Below are 17,898 nucleotides of genomic sequence, written 5' to 3' on the forward strand. Positions count from 1 at the left end.
ATCTAATAAAATAGATATAATATTTTATATGGAACCGTCATTGATTTATAAAGCATTGTCAAACGAAACTCGCCGTCTAATTATGCTGTGGTTAAAAAAACCAGAAGAGTTTTTTGATGAACAGGCTTATCTGAAGCAAGGGCTTAATTTTCAAATTGGTGTATGTGTGGGAGATATTCAGGCTAAAGCGGGACTTGCGCAGTCTGTGATTTCAAGTTATTTATTAATGATGCAAAAATCCGGTTTGTTAGAGTCTGAGCGTATTGGGAAGTGGACGTACTATCGTCGGAATGAAAAAACAATCCGGGAATTTGCCGAGTATGTTCAAAAGGAATTATAAATAGAAAGGAGGTTTTTTTTCACGTAATATATCTACAAATCTATATATATAATTAATTTGGAGGCTTATACTTAAAATGAAAAAGGTTAACCCGTTACTTATTATCATTCTGGCTTTAGGCGTATTCGGCATTATTACAACGGAAATGGGAATTATAGGCGTTCTCCCTCAAGTAACCCAAAAATTCAATGTATCAGCTGCCCAGGCTGGTTGGCTCGTCAGTATTTTTTCTTTCGTTGTTGCCATTTCAGGTCCATTTTTGACCTTACTCGTTTCTGGTATGAATCGTAAAATCATTCTATTAATCGCTGTATTCAGTTTTGTCATTTCCAATATTGTCTATGCCTATACCACTCATTTTGAGGTCATGCTCATTTTTCGTGTTCTTCCCGCTATTTTTCATCCTGTCTTTTTTTCGGTCGCCCTCGTGACTGCAGCTCATCTGGTCCCCCCTGAAAAGAGTAGTAAAGCCGTCACCAAGGTTTTCGCTGGAATTACGGTAGGATTTGCGTTTGGCGTGCCTTTGACTTCCTATCTTGCTGAAAAGATATCGTTAGAAGCTGCCTTCTTATTTGGAGCTGTCGTAAGCATGATTGCATTTGTGGGAATACTCGTATGGCTTCCTTCCCTGCCAGTTCAGGAAAAGATGTCTTATGGCAAACAGCTTGGTATATTACGTAAACCTCAATTGTGGTTCAACATTGTGACTGTTATTTTTATCTTTGCAGCTATGTTTTCGGTGTATAGCTATTTTGCCGAATATCTTGGAGAAGTAACTCTGATGAACGGGTCATGGATCAGTATGATGTTGATGGTCTTTGGAATCGTCATGATTTTTGGGAATTTTTTATTCGGGGGATTATTACATAAAAATCTGACCAAGACCGTAATTATGTTCCCATTGCTATATACGGTCATTTACGTATTCACCTATGCTCTGGGTGCTTCTTTCCTACCGATGTTTGTGGTTGTGCTCACTTGGGGGGCCGTGCATTCTGGGGGGCTTATTATTAGTCAAACATGGTTAACCACGGAAGCGAAAGAAGCTCCAGAGTTTGGTAATAGCCTGTTTGTCTCATTTTCTAATCTAGGTATTACGATAGGGGCTGCTACGGGCGGGTGGTTTATCTCTCACTTGGGAATACACCAGCTCATCTGGAGCGGGCTGATGTTTGCATTACTAGCTTTTTTATCCATTATCATAAAAATAAAAATATTCAATTCGAATGCAGCGGAAGCCAACGTGCGTTAAAATATGGAGAGACATTAGAAGAGTACTCTACAAGATGACCATAAAATGATGCATGGGGTGATGTTGATTGCATATCGTATGGACTTCGATCTTAATGACATTCGTAATCGTTAGCGGGATCTTGGCGTTGCTCATCTGGGGAGTGATATCCTTAATCAAGCGCTTTCGCTAAACGCAATGAGGAGTAGACATCTCTATGTGTTGAACTTATATTATCCAATTGGGAGGAATAGATGAATATTCGAATGTACCACGATCTGGAGGCTCAATTGGAAGAAGAGATTTGGGAGCTTGGAGAGGATGCAGCTCATACACTCCCATTAGATAGCAACTTGGCTGTGGAAAAAGCACAGAAGGCTTGGGATCTAATACCCGAGCCTAAGCATAAATGGGGCATCACAGGTGTAACCTTGCATCAATACGTTCAAATTCTCAATTATAACGGGCATACTCAGCGATCAGTAGAGCTTTTAAATGAGGAGATTTTAGATTTGGAAGGTACAGGGCACCGGATTATACATGCTGAACCTTATATTCAGATGGCGGAAACACTTCTTCATCAGAGCAACCCTGTATTAGCTCATAAATATCTCAAGAAGGCATACTCGATTGGAAGTGCAAGAGCATTTCGGGACCAGCCCAAGCTTTATCTCAAAATGGCGAAAAGTAAAGCTCTGGATGAACAGGATATATTACTTCAATTTGCGGCGTTGGATGTGAACGCCAAACTTCTAAGCGATTTAAAGGATAATCAATAACCAATGTAATAATCTCATACAATCTGAGATAAAATGCTGATCTGGATACGACGGACTAATGGGCTTCAATATTATTTATGGGGAGGACCAATGCATTGAAATTAAAAGAAGTGCTTTTAGGCACCCACAGTTTCGAAGCGATAAAAGCTTTTTACGGCTCTCTCTTGGATTTGCAGGTTGTGGAGGAAGGTCCTTCGCGGTTGTCGTTTCAAGTAGGGGAATCGGTTCTTGCTTTTCAGGAATCCTCCCACATAGAAAATGAATTTTATCATATTGCGTTTACGATTCCAACGAATAAATTTATAGAAGCAAAACAGTGGGTCATCGACCGTGGGATTTCATTGATTTCAAGATCCGAAGAAGATGAGTTTTTTTTCGAAAACTGGAATGCAACAGCGCTTTACTTCTATGATCCGGATCATAACCTTGTCGAGTTCATCGCTCACCATACACTCGACAATGCAGTCACTGAAGCTTTCGGGCCCAACTCTCTACTTCATATAAGCGAGATCGGTCTTCCTGTCGATGATGTCCCTGAAGTATCTAGGATAATCACCGAAACGTTCCAACTTGATCCATGGGGAGGGGCTGGACAAAAGTTCGCGCCGCTAGGGAATGTAGAAGGATCATTTATAGTCATAGACAAGCAACGGCCTTGGTTTCCTGATGATAGGCTTCCGGCCGTATTTAATACCAGTGTCTTGTTTGAAGGTCCATACTCTGCCCGTCTTTCACTGCATAATGGTTTGTATGAATTGAGGTCAACCTGAGTTAAGGCTTCATCTCATCGCCATCACCCCCGGATTTCTGGAATAAAGCTTACGATAAGGGGGGAAACCCGGGGGCCATAATACATTCAGGAGAGAATATATGAATATTAGACTACTTAATTCAAATGAAAAATATCCAATAGATCTCTTGTTACTAGCTGATCCTTCGCGCCAACTTGTTGAGGAATATTTGAAAAGAGGGCAGTGTTATGTAGCAGAAATTGACAATCATATTGTTGGAGTCTATGTTCTTTTACCTACAAGACCTGAAACAGTTGAGTTAGTGAATATAGCAGTATCAGAAGATATGCATGGTAAAGGAATAGGCAGACTATTAGTGACACATGCCATTGAAACAGCTAGGGCACAAGGTTATAAAACGATGGAAATGGGCACAGGAAACTCTAGCATTGGGCAGTTAGCCCTCTACCAAAAATGCGGGTTTAGAATTGTAGGTGTAGATCTAGATTTCTTTATCAGACATAACTATCTAGAAGAAATTTATGAGAATGGCATACAGTGTAGAGATATGATTCGTATGTCTCAGGATTTATAGAGCTTAATTTTCTTTACAAACCCTTCAAAGGTATCTTAAGTAAGGTTCTGAAAGGTATATGATATTGTGCCAAAAGATGGTACAATGAATTGCGGAAAGGCTATACAATCATTGGATTGCAATAGTCCTTTTTTAATGAGTTGATATCCTACTAAGTTCCTGACAAGGGGTGGTTACTTTGTACAACACAACAACCACGATACTCACAGAGATAACAAAACATATGAAAGATCATGATTTAATCCTAAGTGATTTAGCTAGAAAAGCAGAAATGAATCCGGGCACCATGAGCAGTATTATTAATGGGAACCGCACACTTTCAGTCGATCAGTTAGATCGAATTACAAAAGCAATGGGGCTTCCCGTTGGCTATTACTACGAACGGTATGTGTCTGAGTATTTAACAGAGGCTAATCCGAATTGGCGTCGAATGAGTCCTTTTATACATAATTGTGCGAAATTAAATAAATTGGACTGCATTCATGATGTGGTTAATTTATTGATGGATAAACTAGGCTATTCAGAATCTTTATTTGAGCTTGCCGAAGAACTTTTTAGAGAAGGGCTTTACGAAGCGGCAACTATTCTATATGAGAATGTGGCTCTAAGTGAGAAAAAGCAATATTCAGAACGTCTGGCTATGTGTCAGTACCGTTTGTTCCAAACGAGACAAGGAGATAATCAAGAGAAAAACTATGAAGCAGCCGTTCAATTTGAAATATACGTTGATCGACTAGATGAGATAGAACAGTTAGATGCATTAAAAGATCTGGCGAATACATACCGTTCGTTACGAAAATGGGACAAAGTAGAATTATTCGCTAAAGCTTTGGGAGACAAGGCAAAAATTCAATATAACATGGAGCAACAACGGCATCCTTCCAAAAAAGAAAATGCAAAGAAACCAAGCTTTCCTCTGTTTGCTTATTGGGCTTTTTCTCATTTACTTCGTGATGAAGTTTGCGAAGCACATAAAGATTATGAGAAAGCGCTTCAACATACGTACACATATGCTGACCTAAGTTGGGTGAAGGAAACTGATGACATTACCATGGAATGGAAAAGGCGATATGAAGAATGGGCTGAAGCCAACGCTTATGTAAATAAACTTCACGCTGGTGAAATTGGTGTTTTGAATGATTATGTAGCGTTTTTTTCTTCAAGGAAAGAAGAGACACTTCCTGGATTAGATAACGTAATTGAAGCTGCTAATCGATTTAATTTAAATGTTGATCATATTCTAAATCAATTTCAAACGGGAATTTTAGCTATGCGAGATAAACATGAGGGTGTAGGTGTCTACAATCAACAATTTATTATAGAACGTTATGCTCATTTTACATTTGAATTAGCGGTTTACTACTTTAATAAAAATAATTTTGCAGATGGATTTACTTTTTTATTAAGTTGTTTGGAAAAATCTACATTAGCAAACAATAAATCGTATATAATTAAATGTGTAAAGCTGTATGAATCCTATCTGGAGTATGCATCGTTTGAAACGAAGGCAGCATACAGAAATTTGATTAATAAGGTGGATGAGGATGGGACGTAAAGTGATGATAGCTTTCTTGGTAACAAGTCTTACACTAGCAGCGGTAATGGTTATCCCCCTTCAGTATCAAGACAAAGGATCTACTTACGAGCCGACTGGAAAACACGGAGGAATGTGAGAATAAAAAGGTCTCAAGTTCAAGGTCACAGTAGAACCTAGAAAATCACCATTATTAAGTGGTTAGACGGAATGATCCGTCTAGCCTTTTTATTACCTATTTTGCTGTATATCAGCAATATGAGGAAATCTTCTTTTGAGGAATATATGTAAAAAGTGCAAAAATGTAATGTGTGTTATTGTACACAACTGAAGGGTGTATGGCTTTGTTCTAAAAGACGATACAATTATGGGTGATAAAGTGATTTTTACTAACCATTTCTCTATTACATCGTTTAACTGCATATTATATGTCGAGTTTATGTTGAAAGGGTGGCTTATCTATGGAGATCACACCTACGATTAGAGCAGAAGTACAAACCTATCTGATACGGAAAAGCTTAACCATGACCGAGTTTGGTCACATGATTGATTTGAACGTAGGTACAGTTAGTGGCATTGTGACGGGCAACCGATCAATTTCAGTTCACCAGCTAGATCGCATCACTATGGGAATGGATTTACCACCGGATTATTTTTATGAACGTTATATTGATGAATGTATTGAAGAAGAACCGCTCAACTGGCGAAGAATCAGTCCTTTTTTGTACCGCTGCGTGGAGCTAGGACGACTTGATTGCTTGCGAAGAGTTGTAGGTATGTTGCTAGATAATCCTGTTTATCTTCCTTCACTTTTTGAAGTAGCCGAGGATTCTTATAAAAAAGGTTATACTGAAGCAGCGGCGTTCCTTTATGAAAATGTGGCAGAAGGGGAAAAGTATCAGTATTCAGAACGATTAGCCGTTTGCCAGTATCGATTGTTTACGATTCGTATTGGAGACGATCAAGAGAAAGACTATGATGCAGCCATTCAATTTGAGCCTTACATTGAACGGTTAGATGGGGTAGATCAGTTAGAGGCATTAAAAGACTTGGCGAATACATATCGTTCGTTACGAAAATGGGATAAAGTAGAACTATTCGCTAAAGCTATGGGAGACAAGGCAAAAATTCAATTCAAACTGCAACAACAGCGGCATCATGTACACAAAGATAATTCGAAGAAACCTAATTTTCCTTTGTTTGCGTATTGGGCATTCTCGCATTTACTTCGTTCACAAGCATGTGGTGAGAGGAAAGACTATGAAAAGGGACTTCAACACATTAAAAAATACGCTGATTTAAGTTGGGTTACTGATACAGATGAAGAAGCTTTGAAATGGAGAAAAAAGTACGAAGACTGGGCAGTAGTAAACACGTATGTTAATAAGCTTCTTTCTGGTGATAAGAGCGTTCTTTCTGATTATGTAGCTTATATTTCTTCAAGAAAAGATGAGATTCTTCCCGCACTTGATATTATGATTGAGGCAGCTAACCGATACCATTTTGATGTAGATAATATTTTAAAGCAATTCGAAGAAGAAATCATCTCCTTTCTGGAGCAGAAAAAAGTTGAAGGATTGTATACTCAACGATTCACAACGGAGCGATACACTCATTTCGCAAGGGAATTGGCGATCTATCTTTTGCGCAAGGGGAGGTTTTCAGAAGGCTTCGCATTTTTGTTTAGCTGTTTGGAAAAGTCTGCTGAATCTAATAATAGAATACAAGCAATCAGATGTATGAGATTGTTTACACATTTTAAAGAACATGCATCTGCTCACACGAAGGAAGTCTACGGAGATCTGATTAAAGCGGTTAACGAAGATGAAGAGTAAGCTGATCCCACCATTCCAGTTTATGTTAGTAGCAGTGAAGGCACCTCCTATTGAGCATTGAGAGAATGGCTCGAATTACAGACCAACGGGTCGCCACGTGGCAGTCTGAGAATAAAATGCTCTCAAGTTCAAAATCACAGCCATTAGAAGGAGTAAGAGTATGAAGACAGATAAAATAAATGATACCTACTATGCTGGATTTGAAGGAGAACCAGAAATAAGATTGATTTATACAAATTCAGATAAAAGCTATGTATTGAAGATATGGAATGGATACTTTGATACATTATTGGATTGTTTGGTTCAACTAGAATCTGCACAAAGTAATATACTAAGTGAATATTATGCTCACGAAGGCTGGTATGAGGAAAGTCCATGGGAAGTGGAAAATATTAGAGAGACCCTACAATTGTTTGATTCATTTGATATTAAATATTTGACCGAGGAAGAAGCGAAAAGTTTGACTAATATATTACCTGTACTTCCTGATCTTAAGAACGATATAATTATATTGTTACAGAAAGCCGTCAATGGAAACGGCAATGTGTTCATTGAGTATGATTAATATTTTATAAGCTTGCTCCTTTAACAATAAAATGGGAGCAAGCTTTTTTGCATAGTTAGTCAATTAAATAAAGGGTCGATAAAGAAAAGGAGCTATTGCGATGGGTTGGCTTCTTTTGTTTTGGGATTTTTCTGGGAAATCTACTTATTTCCTTTTATACATAAAAAAACGATTGTATACACCACTCCAGCAATGAGGCTTAGTATAAACGAGATTGATAAAGTTCTGAAAATAAAAGTAGAAGTGGGTACTGTATAAAATTCAAACATACCGTTGATTGAAGAACTCATTGTTGTTGGCCCTTTAATAAAGGAATAATAAATTCCTACACAAAAACCGTAAGACAAATACTTAATTAGATTTTTTTCAAATTTACTCATTTACTAGCCTCCAATAATGTTTATGGAAAAGGTGAAATTTGTACTATGAAGCCATTCAAAGTTATATAGGAAAAGCCTTTAAATATAGCGTCCTAGAATTATATAGTAAGGATGTTTATTGATATTATGTCAATTATATTATTATAAATCAAAAAAAAGTAATAATGATATAATCAATACTTGATCACTATCATATGGATAGAACAGCTAAAACTGACTTAGGCATCATCTAACAGCGTTATACACTACTTTAGACATAATAAATCTGTTTATTTCAGTTCAAATGTCACATGGATTAAAAGGAAATAACAGGATAGCAGATGGATTTCCCTAAATCACCCCTTCTGATAAGATTATTTCCATCAAAATTAAAGTGGGCGTGGTAGAATGGGGAGAATATTAGTTCCACCTGACAAATTGATGGAAGTGGCTGATCAGTTCTTACACAGAAAGCATGAAATGGAACGTATGCTGAATTTTTTGAGTGGACGAATTGATTTTGTCCAACAAGGCTGGTCTGGGGCTACCCAAGAGAGATTTTTTCAGGAGTTTCAGGTTTCTCGACAATCCATGAGTGTGACGATTGAACGACTATCGACAGTAGCACAAGAACTTATTTTTATTTCAAAAAACTTTGCAAAGGTGGACGGGGAAAAAATCGTACTGGATGTGCCGTGGCTCGGAGCCCCTGTTAAAAAAGCATCCACAGGTGAAGGTTGGTTACATAAAATTTTTGAACAGATTGGACAAGCTGAGATCACTAAGGCTGAGGCTCAAATGGAAGCTAGCAAACTTCAAGGAGAAATCCTTTGGGATACTGCACAGGGAGCAAAAGGAGCTATTCAGGGGAATTTGACAGTGGGGATATGGCCTGATAAAGAACGGAATTATGATCATCCCATGGCAGCTAAAGTAGGAGAAATTCTCGGAAATGTAGCTACAACATTGCAAGGGGCAGGTGAGGTAGTAGCTGGAATAGGTGGAGAAGGATTATCCGTTGCTGTTTCATCTACAGGTGTAGGGAGTATCATTGGGGTACCCGGATTAATTGGATCGGCAGCTTTGGCGGCGCATGGAGCTACAACTGCGGTTAAAAGTGCAAAAGGAGCAGGGGAAAGCTCAGCAGAATTGTGGCAGATGGCGAAAGGAGAAGGTGGAGGCTCATCAAAATCCACTCCTTCTTCGGGAGCTAAGGCAGAAAAGGCACCGCATGTCGTCGAGGGAACCCACAATTACAATAGGGGTAGCATAATTAAGGAAGGAAATAAGACGAAATATACAAACCCTGCTGGCAATGAACTGACATGGGTTGATCAACATCCCAAAAATATTAACCGTGATATTGAAAACTTTATGAATAGCTCAGATGTAGGAAAGGCAACTGAAGCAAAAGTAGCTGGCTTTTTAAAAGAAGAACGTGAAGTCACTGGTTTTGGGCAAAAAATATTAAAGAAAGATGGTCAATTTGCAGGTGATTTAGATGTGGTTACAAAAAATGAATTAATTGAGGTAAAGGCTTCGATCAAAGCAGTTAAAGAAGGACAACTTGAGAAAATGACAATTACTACTGATAAGCTTTATTTTAATCCAGAACAGAAGAAAGTTATACTTTATATTGATAAGCCTTTGGGCAATCTATCTCAAAGTAATATAGAAAAATTAGATAATATCAAGAAGCTAGGAGTAACTGTTGTAAATTCCTTGGAGGAATTAAGAAAGGTGGTTAAGTGATGGGGAGTTCGGCTTTTATTTTAATAGAACGAGAAAAATATACACCTGAGAAATTACTAGGAGATGCAATCGTAGCTGCCTTTCATGCAGATGCTGGATTATATTTTGACAATGATAAAAAATATAAGAACGAACAGTTTTTTTCAACAACTCTAAATATATCTTATAACCCACTAGGTGCTGAAAATAACCAGCAGTTTATATTCTATATTGATGGAATTTATAATTACGAAATTAATTATGAGCATGATGAGGATATTAGTGGATTAGATTCAAGCTTGTCCTTGTATCAAGTAGGATGTATTGAAGATGTTTATGGTGTTGAAGAGCTGATTTTTCGATTTATATATGAATATCTCAAGCTAAATCCTACTGACTATTTTTGGATTCCTGATTACGATTGGGTCTACAGTTGGGAAGATATGCAGAAGTTCAGATCTCTGCCCTATGATCCAAACTGGTGCTATAAAAATCCTAAATCAATATAATTCACAACGATTAATGAATATCTATAAGCTTGCTCCTTTAACAATAAAATGGGAGCAAGCTTTTTTCATAGTAATTTATCTGATAAAGAAGATAATTTGCATGCACCTAAGAATTAAGAGGCGGGTTTAAACAGGAGAGTCTCCAATCAGGCTACTAACTTAGCGATATGGGTAAAGTATACGGAAGGTGCGTGAATGTTATGAAGTATGATACATTCTTAAAATTATGGGAAGAACAAAATAGTCTAATGAGACTATTGTTCTGTGAAAATAAAGTGTTAGACTGAAAAACAAAGCATTAGACCGTGAAAAATAAAGTTGTAGACTGGCAGCCGGCATTAGCCAACGGGCAGGATAACGCAACCATCAGATGGACTTATGGTTCTCATTTGATACAATTTATCCCAGAAGTATCTTCGAGGGTTAATGAAAAGCAGCGGTGATGAACTAATAGGAGACCAACACAAAAAAGTGGTAGTTTATGGATATGCAATAGTCTACTATAGGATCTTATTCTCGGTTCGTCTGAACCGATTGTAACGGAGATTCATGAAGTGCCTGGAGAGATGGAAATAAAAGTGTTGTCTGACAATGGACAGAGCGGGATTGGAAGAGCGGAAGTGAAGTGGCAAAGCCCGTAAGCGTAGGTCACAGCTCATAATACGAACGGAGAACTATAGCTTAACCAAGAAATTACTGGAAAATGCGGAGGGTAATTTGGATCGTAATTCGCTGGAATCGAGCGGAGATTCACTTCGCAGACAACTGGTGGCACTACGCGCCGAATGGAACTTGGTACTAAAAGGAGGGGCAGGACACATGCAAGAAGAACAGGAAATATTCGCGGGCGACGGATATAACAGGTCGTACGCAATGGCTACGGGTATGCCGATTTTGAATCTTAGGGGTAGCATACCGCGTGAAAGTAACGGCCAACTACCGTTTCCGTGGGTGACAACGGGCATCAGGATTGATAAAGAACAGATGTTGGAAACCGTTATGAAGCAAAAGACACTCGAGTATTTGTTTAATATGCAATTCAGTAAGGAGGAAATGACCGACCGCAATTTGGTTGTAGGCTGTTATGAATACAGGAATCCGAATGACAAGGAACAAATAATGCTATATGCGCTTGTTTCGTTGAAGGAATTTCTCGCGAGATACGGCGATGAACGGGCATTGGAGATTCTGATGCGAGTTGGCTGCACATACGAGAAGATTATGGAGGAATGTGATGAAGCCATTAAAGAACACTTTGCAGTGTTGCGCCGGTCACTTCATTTAAAGAATTTGAGGGACAAATATGATGTCGTTTACGAGTGGAGTGAAGAGGAAGGGGTAAAGACGTACATAATCAGATACACCAAATCGAGTTATACGAAGATTAAAGCTAAATCATTCGAAGAGTTGACCAAACTCTATGATGAGCAACGGAAGAAGGATGCAAAGAAGACGTTCGCGACTCTGGAGCCGTTAGAAGCATTCATGCAAGCATAAGAAAACCGCCCCTTTACGGGGTGGTTATTCAACATTTCATTGAACGAAGATTCGAGGAATATCCAGCGATAGAGAGGATTCTCGACAGTCGCATCGGAAAGTGCTGACCCGTACGCCAGATATGGTCGAATGGGGACTGATGGAAGACGTTGATCCAGCCGATTATTTCGGCAAAACCAATAGAGGTAGAACGATTTAAGGCGATTGGAAGCCTAGCGATTCAGGGAGAATTTATCGCCTCGGTGTTTCTTACTGACGGTAAGCCGATCGGCAGCACCGAAACGGTTGTAGATATATCGCATGAAATAATTTAGCACCACTTGTTACGCTAACAGAGAACGTTAGTTCAATAAACCAGCGGCAGTCTAGGACTTTATTTTCAGGTCCTTGACTGCCGCTGGTTTTATATTTGGGTCAGTCTAAAACTTATTATTCCAAGTCTGACGATTTAGCAATTCAGAATCAGCTTAGGACCAACAAATCCAGTCTAAATCTTTATTTTCATCGGACAACTATTAGAGAGGAGGGATTTAAGAATCGGAAAATTTTTTATCATGGATTTGATAAGAAGTATTTTCGGTTATTTTCATTGTGGGCTGGGACTTGCAAAAATATTGGAGGCTTATAGCATAAACAAAGAGGAGGTGCATGAAATCACCATGATACACATGGAACCTATTCAAGTGGGTGAGCATACATTTATCGGAGTCGAGGTCAAACTGCCTAAAACAACGCTGTTAACGATCTCTAACTCCCGTGGTTACATCATGTGTGGTGCGTCTAAGATGCGGCTATTTCAGGGGATATAAAATTTTCTTTATTTAAGCCTTAAAGTCAAGCAGGACAAGCTTTCATAGCAGTTTTCAATTTACTGATCTTTACTGATTCATTCTATTGAAATCTTATAAATGACTGAATTTTGTGACCTCTTGGAGGAGGACAAGCATGTGACTGTGCATTGCATTTCCGTTATAATCCTTCAAAGAATAATTATACGCCCCATCATCTACTCCTTTAATGGGGGCTTAGCTACGCTGAATAATTTTATCTTGCTCTTTTAAAATACCTTGCATTGGTTTCGTCCTTAAAAATAACTTGTGTACTAACTAAGGGAGCTTTACCTATTTGAGTTTTAACTGAATAAATTTCAGATGGTTTGTATCCTTGAATTTTTACAAGATAATCGAATACTTTATTTTGAGTATCACTTTTAGCGTAACTACTAAGCATCCAAACGCTTGCGAATATCATTACTATAAAGATTGCTATTCCATATTTTCTCATAACTATCTCCTTTGTTGGAGCAAGCTAAAGTGGCGCTACCAATGACGTAATATTTGCTTCGAACCGTTACTTAAGAAAAGGAGCCGTTGCGATTTGGACAGCTTCTTTTGCTTTGGAGTTATTCAAAGAATCTACTTATTTCCTCTTATACACAAAAAAGTAATTGTATACACTACTCCAGCAAAGAGGCTTAGTAGAAACGAGGTTGATAATGTTCTAAAAATAAAAGTAGAAGTGGGTACCGTATAAAATTCAAACATACCGTTGATCGGAGTACTCGTTGTTGTTGGCCCTTTAATAAAGGAATAGTATATTCCTACAATAAAACCGTAAGACAAATACTTAATTAGATTTTTTTCAAATTTACTCATTTGTGAGCCTCCAATAATGTTTTTGGAAAAGTAGAATTCTTGTACTATGAAGCCATTCAAATTAGTATAGGAAAAGCCTAGTATTAAAAAAAATCTTTGTTAAGCTAACGGGAAACGTTAGTTGAAATCTGTTCATTGAGAGGAATGTTACATGAATGAAAAACAAAGTTTGAAGATTATTGTTACCATTTAGCTGGTATTAGATCTGGAAGAGAAGAATTATGGGTTTTTCTTGGTTTTAGGCAACACTTCGACTGCTATCTCAGCCCATTTGACAGAGCCGTACGGTGAACTACCTCCCACAAATACATCTGGACTTAGAATATTGACCAGATAAGTGCCAGGTTTTTGAATAACGACAGAACCGCTAAAGAATTTATCCTGTTTGAGGGGGATAACGGTCTTTTTTTCAACTTCAACAAAATCACCGTTCTGAAATGCTGCCACTCCAAAAGAAACTTCATTGCTTTCCAGATACGTAGCTGTCACGACTCCAGCAATTGCTATTGGGTCTCCAGCCTGTACACGGAGGTACCCCTGTGTCGGCTTGGTGAAGCGGATGTCATGCTCGTTCTCGGGATGGTTGTATCTAATAGGGACGGAGGACGGGTTTAATACTTTGCGATGCACCATAATCTTAACAGACCCTTTATCATTAGTGGTAATTTCCAACGGATTTGGACCGGGACGAAGCTCAACTGAATATTCAATCCGCCGAAATGTTTGCCCATTTATTATAATCGGCTTTCCAATGCTTTTTTCTTTTCCCTTAAACGTGCTAATGCTACCTCCAATGGAACTTGTCATGCCACCGTGCCCTGTATTTACCATAAGATAAGCATGCCCGAACTCTTTTTGTACTAATGCACTAAAAGTGATTTTTTCCTTATCCGTTGTATACGTTGGATGAAGCGCTTTAACTACTTTGTCGTTCCAGACCCAGTGCATGACTCCATTACTCCATGTATAATTTATTCCCATCTTAGGCAGAAGTGACGCTGGAATATACAATTGATCGTTTTTCATAAACGTTTTAGGGATTGGCTCATCCAGCGCTGTCATGGTTCCGTCTTCGTATCTGAAAATCTTTGCTTGGTTAGGCATCAACCGAAATGAGGAAAAAGGTACCGAGTTCTCAGTGTCAAACTCCGCCCACGTGCTGCCTGTCTTTGCATCCCACTTGGTGGTTGCCAAGTGAGCTGTTTCCAGCCATTTGAACGGGAAATACAAGTGATTATTTTTCTTCAGCAGGGGAGCGGTCTTTATGGAGACGGAATCCAGCGATAAAGAAGATTTGTTTAATTCGGCAGTCAGTTGGTGCGGAACCAGATAGAACACAGCCGCATCCTCTACTACAACGGGAAGATTGGAATTTGAATTCTCCGCATAACTCAGAGGCGCTAGAAGCAGGCCAGAAATAAGAAGGCAGGAAGATACAAGTAGAGAAACAAAAATTCGTCTCATTGAATAAACACCCAGTTTCATTTTTTTATCATATATACCAGAAAAACGAAAAAAAGTTGCGTATATATAGTCTTTTACTCTGACCATTAGCCTTTTTGAATAACTTAGTTCTTTCATTCAACTGCTTTCTTATTTTGTTTTATGACAAGCTTTATGATACTTCGACACGACTTTTACTATAAGATAAAAAAGACTAATTTACTTTGGAGGTGTCTTTTTGGAGTTATTTCTATTTATACTTAACATTTTAGTTATCCTCCTTTCTATTGCTGGCGGAGTGCTTTTAATTGGATTAGTGTACAGAGGATATGTACTGCTAGGTTTACTTATTGCTGAGAAAAAGAGAAGAATAACGGATCAATCTCAAAATCAGGCTTGACTATTAGCCCAACATCCGATGGCGGTTACATTCTATAGAATGGCTGCTTTATAGCGGATACGCTTGTTGCCATTGGCATATAAATCCCTCCTCAAAATGAGTGCAAAAAAGCCGCCATAGCTTTGGCGGCCGTGATTGGTAGGTATGTTTATACCGATTATAAAATTGAGGAATCCAAGCGGACGTCCGAAGTCAACACGGAGTCAATGCTCATCCTCGAAAAAGCTACGCTGCATCAAAACTTTGACAGTTTGAATATAGGCCTCAAAATCTTGCGAATCCCAAAAGCAAATACAGTCATAGCGGTCCATGAGCTGCGCATATTCTGGATGTATTGATCGTTGATTATATAAGTCCGAGTGGAAGTAGGGCTCTTCAGACCGAACTCTTCCCACTCCGCCGGATCATTCGAACCTCCGAGCCTTACAAGCATATTCGCCGACTCGCTATTTACTTTAGCTGGAATTTGTTCGTATGCTTGGGTGATTTGTGCATGAAATTCGTCGATCGGATTGCCGCTGACAAGGCTTTCCAAGTGGATGCCTTCACGAAGGTAAGAAACGTATGCTAGATGGTCGGCCCAGAACTTGTCGATATAAAAAAGCCGTACGCGTTGCTCCAAAGGACTCATCAGCTTCTTGCCTTTTAAAATTGCGAGCCGCTCCTCGTATAGAATTCGTCGCTGTTCCTCTACCATATCCGAATAACGGTTTAGTTCTTGATGGATATCGAAGTTCTGGCCCATAATAACGCGCTGAATATGCGCGATTTTGCTGCGTAGCACCGGGTCTTCGAGAGTCTCATCCTGCCTGTGGGCGCGAATCGCTTTATCGATGCCGAATCGAAGTAACAACTCGTCCTCTAAGCTTACGAAAAATACGGAAGCTCCAGGGTCGCCTTGGCGCCCAGAACGCCCGCGCAGTTGGTCGTCGATCCGCACGCTTTCGTGCACATGCGTACCAATCACGTACAACCCGCCCAGCTTGGCGACAACTTCTGCTTGCGTAGGGTTGCCACCGCCGATCCGAATGTCGACGCCGCGTCCCGCCATATTCGTAGACACCGTCACGGCGCCGATTTCTCCCGCTTTGGCAATGACCTCGGCTTCTTCTGCGTCGTTTTTCGCATTCAGGATATGGCAAGGTACGTCGGCAACCGCTAGCGCCTTTGCCAGCATGTCCGACTCCTCCACGCTTGACGTACCAATGAGAATTGGGCGTCCCGTCGCATGTACGGACGAGATTTCTTGTACAAGCGCCTTAAGCTTGGCTTCTTTATGTGTATAAATTCGGTGCGGATGGTCGATCCGTATGTTTGGCCGGTTCGGCGGAATTTGCACGACCTGCAGTGCATAAATCTCTTTGAATTCCATGGCGGAAGCGTACGCGGTAGCCGTCATTCCGCAAATTTTTGGATACAGGCTAATGAAGTGTTGAAGGGTGATCGTCCCGAGAATTTTCCCGCCGACTTTCGAGTGCAGCCCTTCTTTGGCTGCAAGCGCGGCTTGCAGTCCTTCTGGCAAATGCCTATTCTCCGCCACGCGGCCGGTATATTCGTCGATCAGCTCGATTTTCCCGTCCCGGACGATGTAATCGACGTCTTTTTTCAATAACGTTTCCGCATACAACGCGCAATTTAACGACGACAACAAATGACTATTATGGCTTTCGTACAAATTGCCGCACCCCAGCAGCGCCTCCGCTTTCGCAGCGCCCGCCTCATTCAAATAAACGTTCCGCTTGAACTCGTCGAAGTCGTAATACTTATCTTGCTCGAGCTGCCTAGTCACATCTGCGAAACGAATTACATCGTTGCCGGAAGAATCCGGCTCGCCAGCGATGACTAGCGGCACCCGAGCTTCGTCGAGAAGCAGTGAATCCGCTTCGTCGACGATGACGTAGTGGAAAGGACGATGCACGGTATCGGCTTCGCTTAGTGTGATCGTGTCGCGCAAATAATCGAATCCCGCTTCTTTGGCCGTCACATAGGTTATATCCGCGGCGTACGCTTCTCGTTTCTCGGACAAGCTCATGCCCGCTTGAACCGATTTTACCGTTAACCCGAGGAAACGATAGATCGGACCCATCCACTCCGCATCCCGATTTGCCAAATAATCGTTAAAAGTGAGCACATGAACGCCTTCGCCGGTCAGCGCATTTAGATAAGCAGGCATAACAGCAGAGAGCGTTTTTCCTTCGCCGGTATGTTGCTCGATCACAAATCTCTCGTGCAGAGCGATGGCAGCCATAATCTGAACATCGTAAGGCTGTAATCCGAGCTTTCGCTTCGCTGCCTCGCAGACTAGCGCATAGGCATCGACAAGCAGTTCGTCCAAAGGCGTACCCGATTCTGCTTCCTTTTTCAGCCGGAGAGATTCCGCTTTCAGCCGCTGATCGTCCCATGCTTCCAAATTCCGTTTCCTAATGAGCTCCGCTTTGTCCCGATAGCCTTTCAGCTTATTCTGAGTATCGCGGTCTTTGAATTTTTGCATCAACTTGACGGCTAAATTCATTGGAATTTGATCCCTCCTCGCTAGAAACACGCAATTCTAATAGTGGCTAAAGTATAATCAAACTCTATAACAATAGCAAAGTTTGGAATAAAAAAAATATGGAAATGTCAAGGGTCAGCTTGATAGTTGGGTATTCAACTAAAGCCTATGAAAAAGAAAACTATTTTTATCATTATCGGAGT

The 17,898-nt window shown here is 40.1% G+C and carries 16 protein-coding genes and 1 pseudogene; 13 read left to right on the forward strand and 4 right to left on the reverse strand.

All coding sequences use genetic code 11. The features are described from left to right. The first annotated feature begins 28 nt into the window (after positions 1-28). The 8 genes from MLD56_RS08050 to MLD56_RS08085 all read left to right on the forward strand — a co-directional run bounded on the left by MLD56_RS08050 (position 29) and on the right by MLD56_RS08085 (position 7,610). Positions 29-340: an ArsR/SmtB family transcription factor gene (locus MLD56_RS08050; RefSeq protein WP_029516558.1), complete on the forward strand. Its 312-nt coding sequence runs from the start codon at positions 29-31 to the stop codon at positions 338-340. 76 nt (positions 341-416) lie between these two features. Then, positions 417-1,592 carry an MFS transporter gene (locus tag MLD56_RS08055; RefSeq protein WP_029516559.1) on the forward strand — a complete coding sequence of 392 codons (1,176 nt, stop codon included), beginning with the start codon at positions 417-419 and terminating at the stop codon, positions 1,590-1,592. A gap of 233 nt (positions 1,593-1,825) precedes the next feature. Further along, a complete protein-coding gene (locus MLD56_RS08060; RefSeq protein WP_029516560.1) occupies positions 1,826-2,350 on the forward strand; it encodes a hypothetical protein in 525 nt (174 codons plus the stop codon). 95 nt (positions 2,351-2,445) lie between these two features. Then, positions 2,446-3,120 carry a VOC family protein gene (locus MLD56_RS08065; RefSeq protein WP_029516561.1) on the forward strand — a complete coding sequence of 225 codons (675 nt, stop codon included), beginning with the start codon at positions 2,446-2,448 and terminating at the stop codon, positions 3,118-3,120. A 100-nt stretch (positions 3,121-3,220) separates the two neighbouring features. Continuing rightward, positions 3,221-3,676, forward strand: coding sequence for a GNAT family N-acetyltransferase (locus MLD56_RS08070; protein WP_029516562.1), 456 nt, complete (start codon positions 3,221-3,223; stop codon positions 3,674-3,676). A gap of 223 nt (positions 3,677-3,899) precedes the next feature. Next, the gene (locus tag MLD56_RS08075) at positions 3,900-5,231 is read left to right on the forward strand and encodes a helix-turn-helix domain-containing protein (protein WP_049816940.1); all 1,332 of its coding nucleotides are present in this window, start codon (positions 3,900-3,902) and stop codon (positions 5,229-5,231) included. Between the two features lie 440 nt (positions 5,232-5,671). After that, positions 5,672-7,045 (forward strand): hypothetical protein, encoded by a 1,374-nt coding sequence (locus MLD56_RS08080; protein ID WP_029516564.1) that lies wholly within the window; start codon positions 5,672-5,674, stop codon positions 7,043-7,045. Between the two features lie 160 nt (positions 7,046-7,205). Continuing rightward, positions 7,206-7,610, forward strand: a complete 405-nt coding sequence (locus MLD56_RS08085) for a hypothetical protein (RefSeq protein ID WP_039269858.1) — start codon at positions 7,206-7,208, stop codon at positions 7,608-7,610. A 140-nt stretch (positions 7,611-7,750) separates the two neighbouring features. Here the strand turns inward: MLD56_RS08085 and MLD56_RS08090 are convergent, their stop codons facing one another. Next, positions 7,751-7,990, reverse strand: coding sequence for a hypothetical protein (locus MLD56_RS08090; RefSeq protein WP_039269860.1), 240 nt, complete (start codon positions 7,988-7,990; stop codon positions 7,751-7,753). Positions 7,991-8,377: 387 nt separating this feature from the next. Here MLD56_RS08090 and MLD56_RS08095 point away from each other — a divergent pair, with 387 nt between their 5' ends. The 5 genes and pseudogenes from MLD56_RS08095 to MLD56_RS26045 all read left to right on the forward strand — a co-directional run. After that, positions 8,378-9,721, forward strand: a complete 1,344-nt coding sequence (locus MLD56_RS08095; protein ID WP_029516566.1) for a WXG100 family type VII secretion target — start codon at positions 8,378-8,380, stop codon at positions 9,719-9,721. Next, positions 9,721-10,209, forward strand: coding sequence for a hypothetical protein (locus MLD56_RS08100; protein WP_029516567.1), 489 nt, complete (start codon positions 9,721-9,723; stop codon positions 10,207-10,209). Before MLD56_RS08095 ends, MLD56_RS08100 begins: the two co-directional genes overlap by 1 nt. A 717-nt stretch (positions 10,210-10,926) precedes the next feature. Then, positions 10,927-11,706 (forward strand): hypothetical protein, encoded by a 780-nt coding sequence (locus tag MLD56_RS08105; RefSeq protein WP_230584964.1) that lies wholly within the window; start codon positions 10,927-10,929, stop codon positions 11,704-11,706. A 149-nt stretch (positions 11,707-11,855) separates the two neighbouring features. Next, positions 11,856-12,020, forward strand: a complete 165-nt coding sequence (locus tag MLD56_RS08110; RefSeq protein ID WP_155271686.1) for a hypothetical protein — start codon at positions 11,856-11,858, stop codon at positions 12,018-12,020. A gap of 345 nt (positions 12,021-12,365) precedes the next feature. After that, a pseudogene (locus MLD56_RS26045) lies at positions 12,366-12,485 on the forward strand (DUF1805 domain-containing protein); the annotation flags it as partial. A gap of 265 nt (positions 12,486-12,750) precedes the next feature. Here the strand turns inward: MLD56_RS26045 and MLD56_RS08120 are convergent. The 3 genes from MLD56_RS08120 to MLD56_RS08130 form a co-directional block, all read right to left on the reverse strand. Continuing rightward, positions 12,751-12,990: a DUF3139 domain-containing protein gene (locus MLD56_RS08120; RefSeq protein WP_230584966.1), complete on the reverse strand. Its 240-nt coding sequence runs from the start codon at positions 12,988-12,990 to the stop codon at positions 12,751-12,753. Positions 12,991-13,580: 590 nt separating this feature from the next. Then, a complete protein-coding gene (locus MLD56_RS08125) occupies positions 13,581-14,825 on the reverse strand; it encodes a hypothetical protein (RefSeq protein ID WP_029516570.1) in 1,245 nt (414 codons plus the stop codon). Between the two features lie 614 nt (positions 14,826-15,439). Further along, a complete protein-coding gene (locus MLD56_RS08130; protein WP_029516571.1) occupies positions 15,440-17,716 on the reverse strand; it encodes a preprotein translocase subunit SecA in 2,277 nt (758 codons plus the stop codon). Positions 17,717-17,898: the final 182 nt, after the last annotated feature.

The sequence above is a fragment of the Paenibacillus peoriae genome, from assembly GCF_022531965.1.
Taxonomy (GTDB): Bacteria; Bacillota; Bacilli; order Paenibacillales; family Paenibacillaceae; genus Paenibacillus; species Paenibacillus polymyxa_D.

Bases quoted from the DNA above. Each gene is read 5' to 3' on its own strand.
- MLD56_RS08050 (WP_029516558.1), top strand. From the start codon at position 29: ATGGAACCGTCATTGATTTATAAAGCATTGTCAAACGAAACTCGCCGT.
- MLD56_RS08055 (WP_029516559.1), top strand. From the start codon at position 417: ATGAAAAAGGTTAACCCGTTACTTATTATCATTCTGGCTTTAGGCGTA.
- MLD56_RS08060 (WP_029516560.1), top strand. From the start codon at position 1,826: ATGAATATTCGAATGTACCACGATCTGGAGGCTCAATTGGAAGAAGAG.
- MLD56_RS08070 (WP_029516562.1), top strand. From the start codon at position 3,221: ATGAATATTAGACTACTTAATTCAAATGAAAAATATCCAATAGATCTC.
- MLD56_RS08075 (WP_049816940.1), top strand. From the start codon at position 3,900: ATGAAAGATCATGATTTAATCCTAAGTGATTTAGCTAGAAAAGCAGAA.
- MLD56_RS08080 (WP_029516564.1), top strand. From the start codon at position 5,672: ATGGAGATCACACCTACGATTAGAGCAGAAGTACAAACCTATCTGATA.
- MLD56_RS08085 (WP_039269858.1), top strand. From the start codon at position 7,206: ATGAAGACAGATAAAATAAATGATACCTACTATGCTGGATTTGAAGGA.
- MLD56_RS08090 (WP_039269860.1), bottom strand. From the start codon at position 7,990: ATGAGTAAATTTGAAAAAAATCTAATTAAGTATTTGTCTTACGGTTTT.
- MLD56_RS08095 (WP_029516566.1), top strand. From the start codon at position 8,378: ATGGGGAGAATATTAGTTCCACCTGACAAATTGATGGAAGTGGCTGAT.
- MLD56_RS08100 (WP_029516567.1), top strand. From the start codon at position 9,721: ATGGGGAGTTCGGCTTTTATTTTAATAGAACGAGAAAAATATACACCT.
- MLD56_RS08120 (WP_230584966.1), bottom strand. From the start codon at position 12,990: ATGAGAAAATATGGAATAGCAATCTTTATAGTAATGATATTCGCAAGC.
- MLD56_RS08125 (WP_029516570.1), bottom strand. From the start codon at position 14,825: ATGAGACGAATTTTTGTTTCTCTACTTGTATCTTCCTGCCTTCTTATT.
- MLD56_RS08130 (WP_029516571.1), bottom strand. From the start codon at position 17,716: ATGAATTTAGCCGTCAAGTTGATGCAAAAATTCAAAGACCGCGATACT.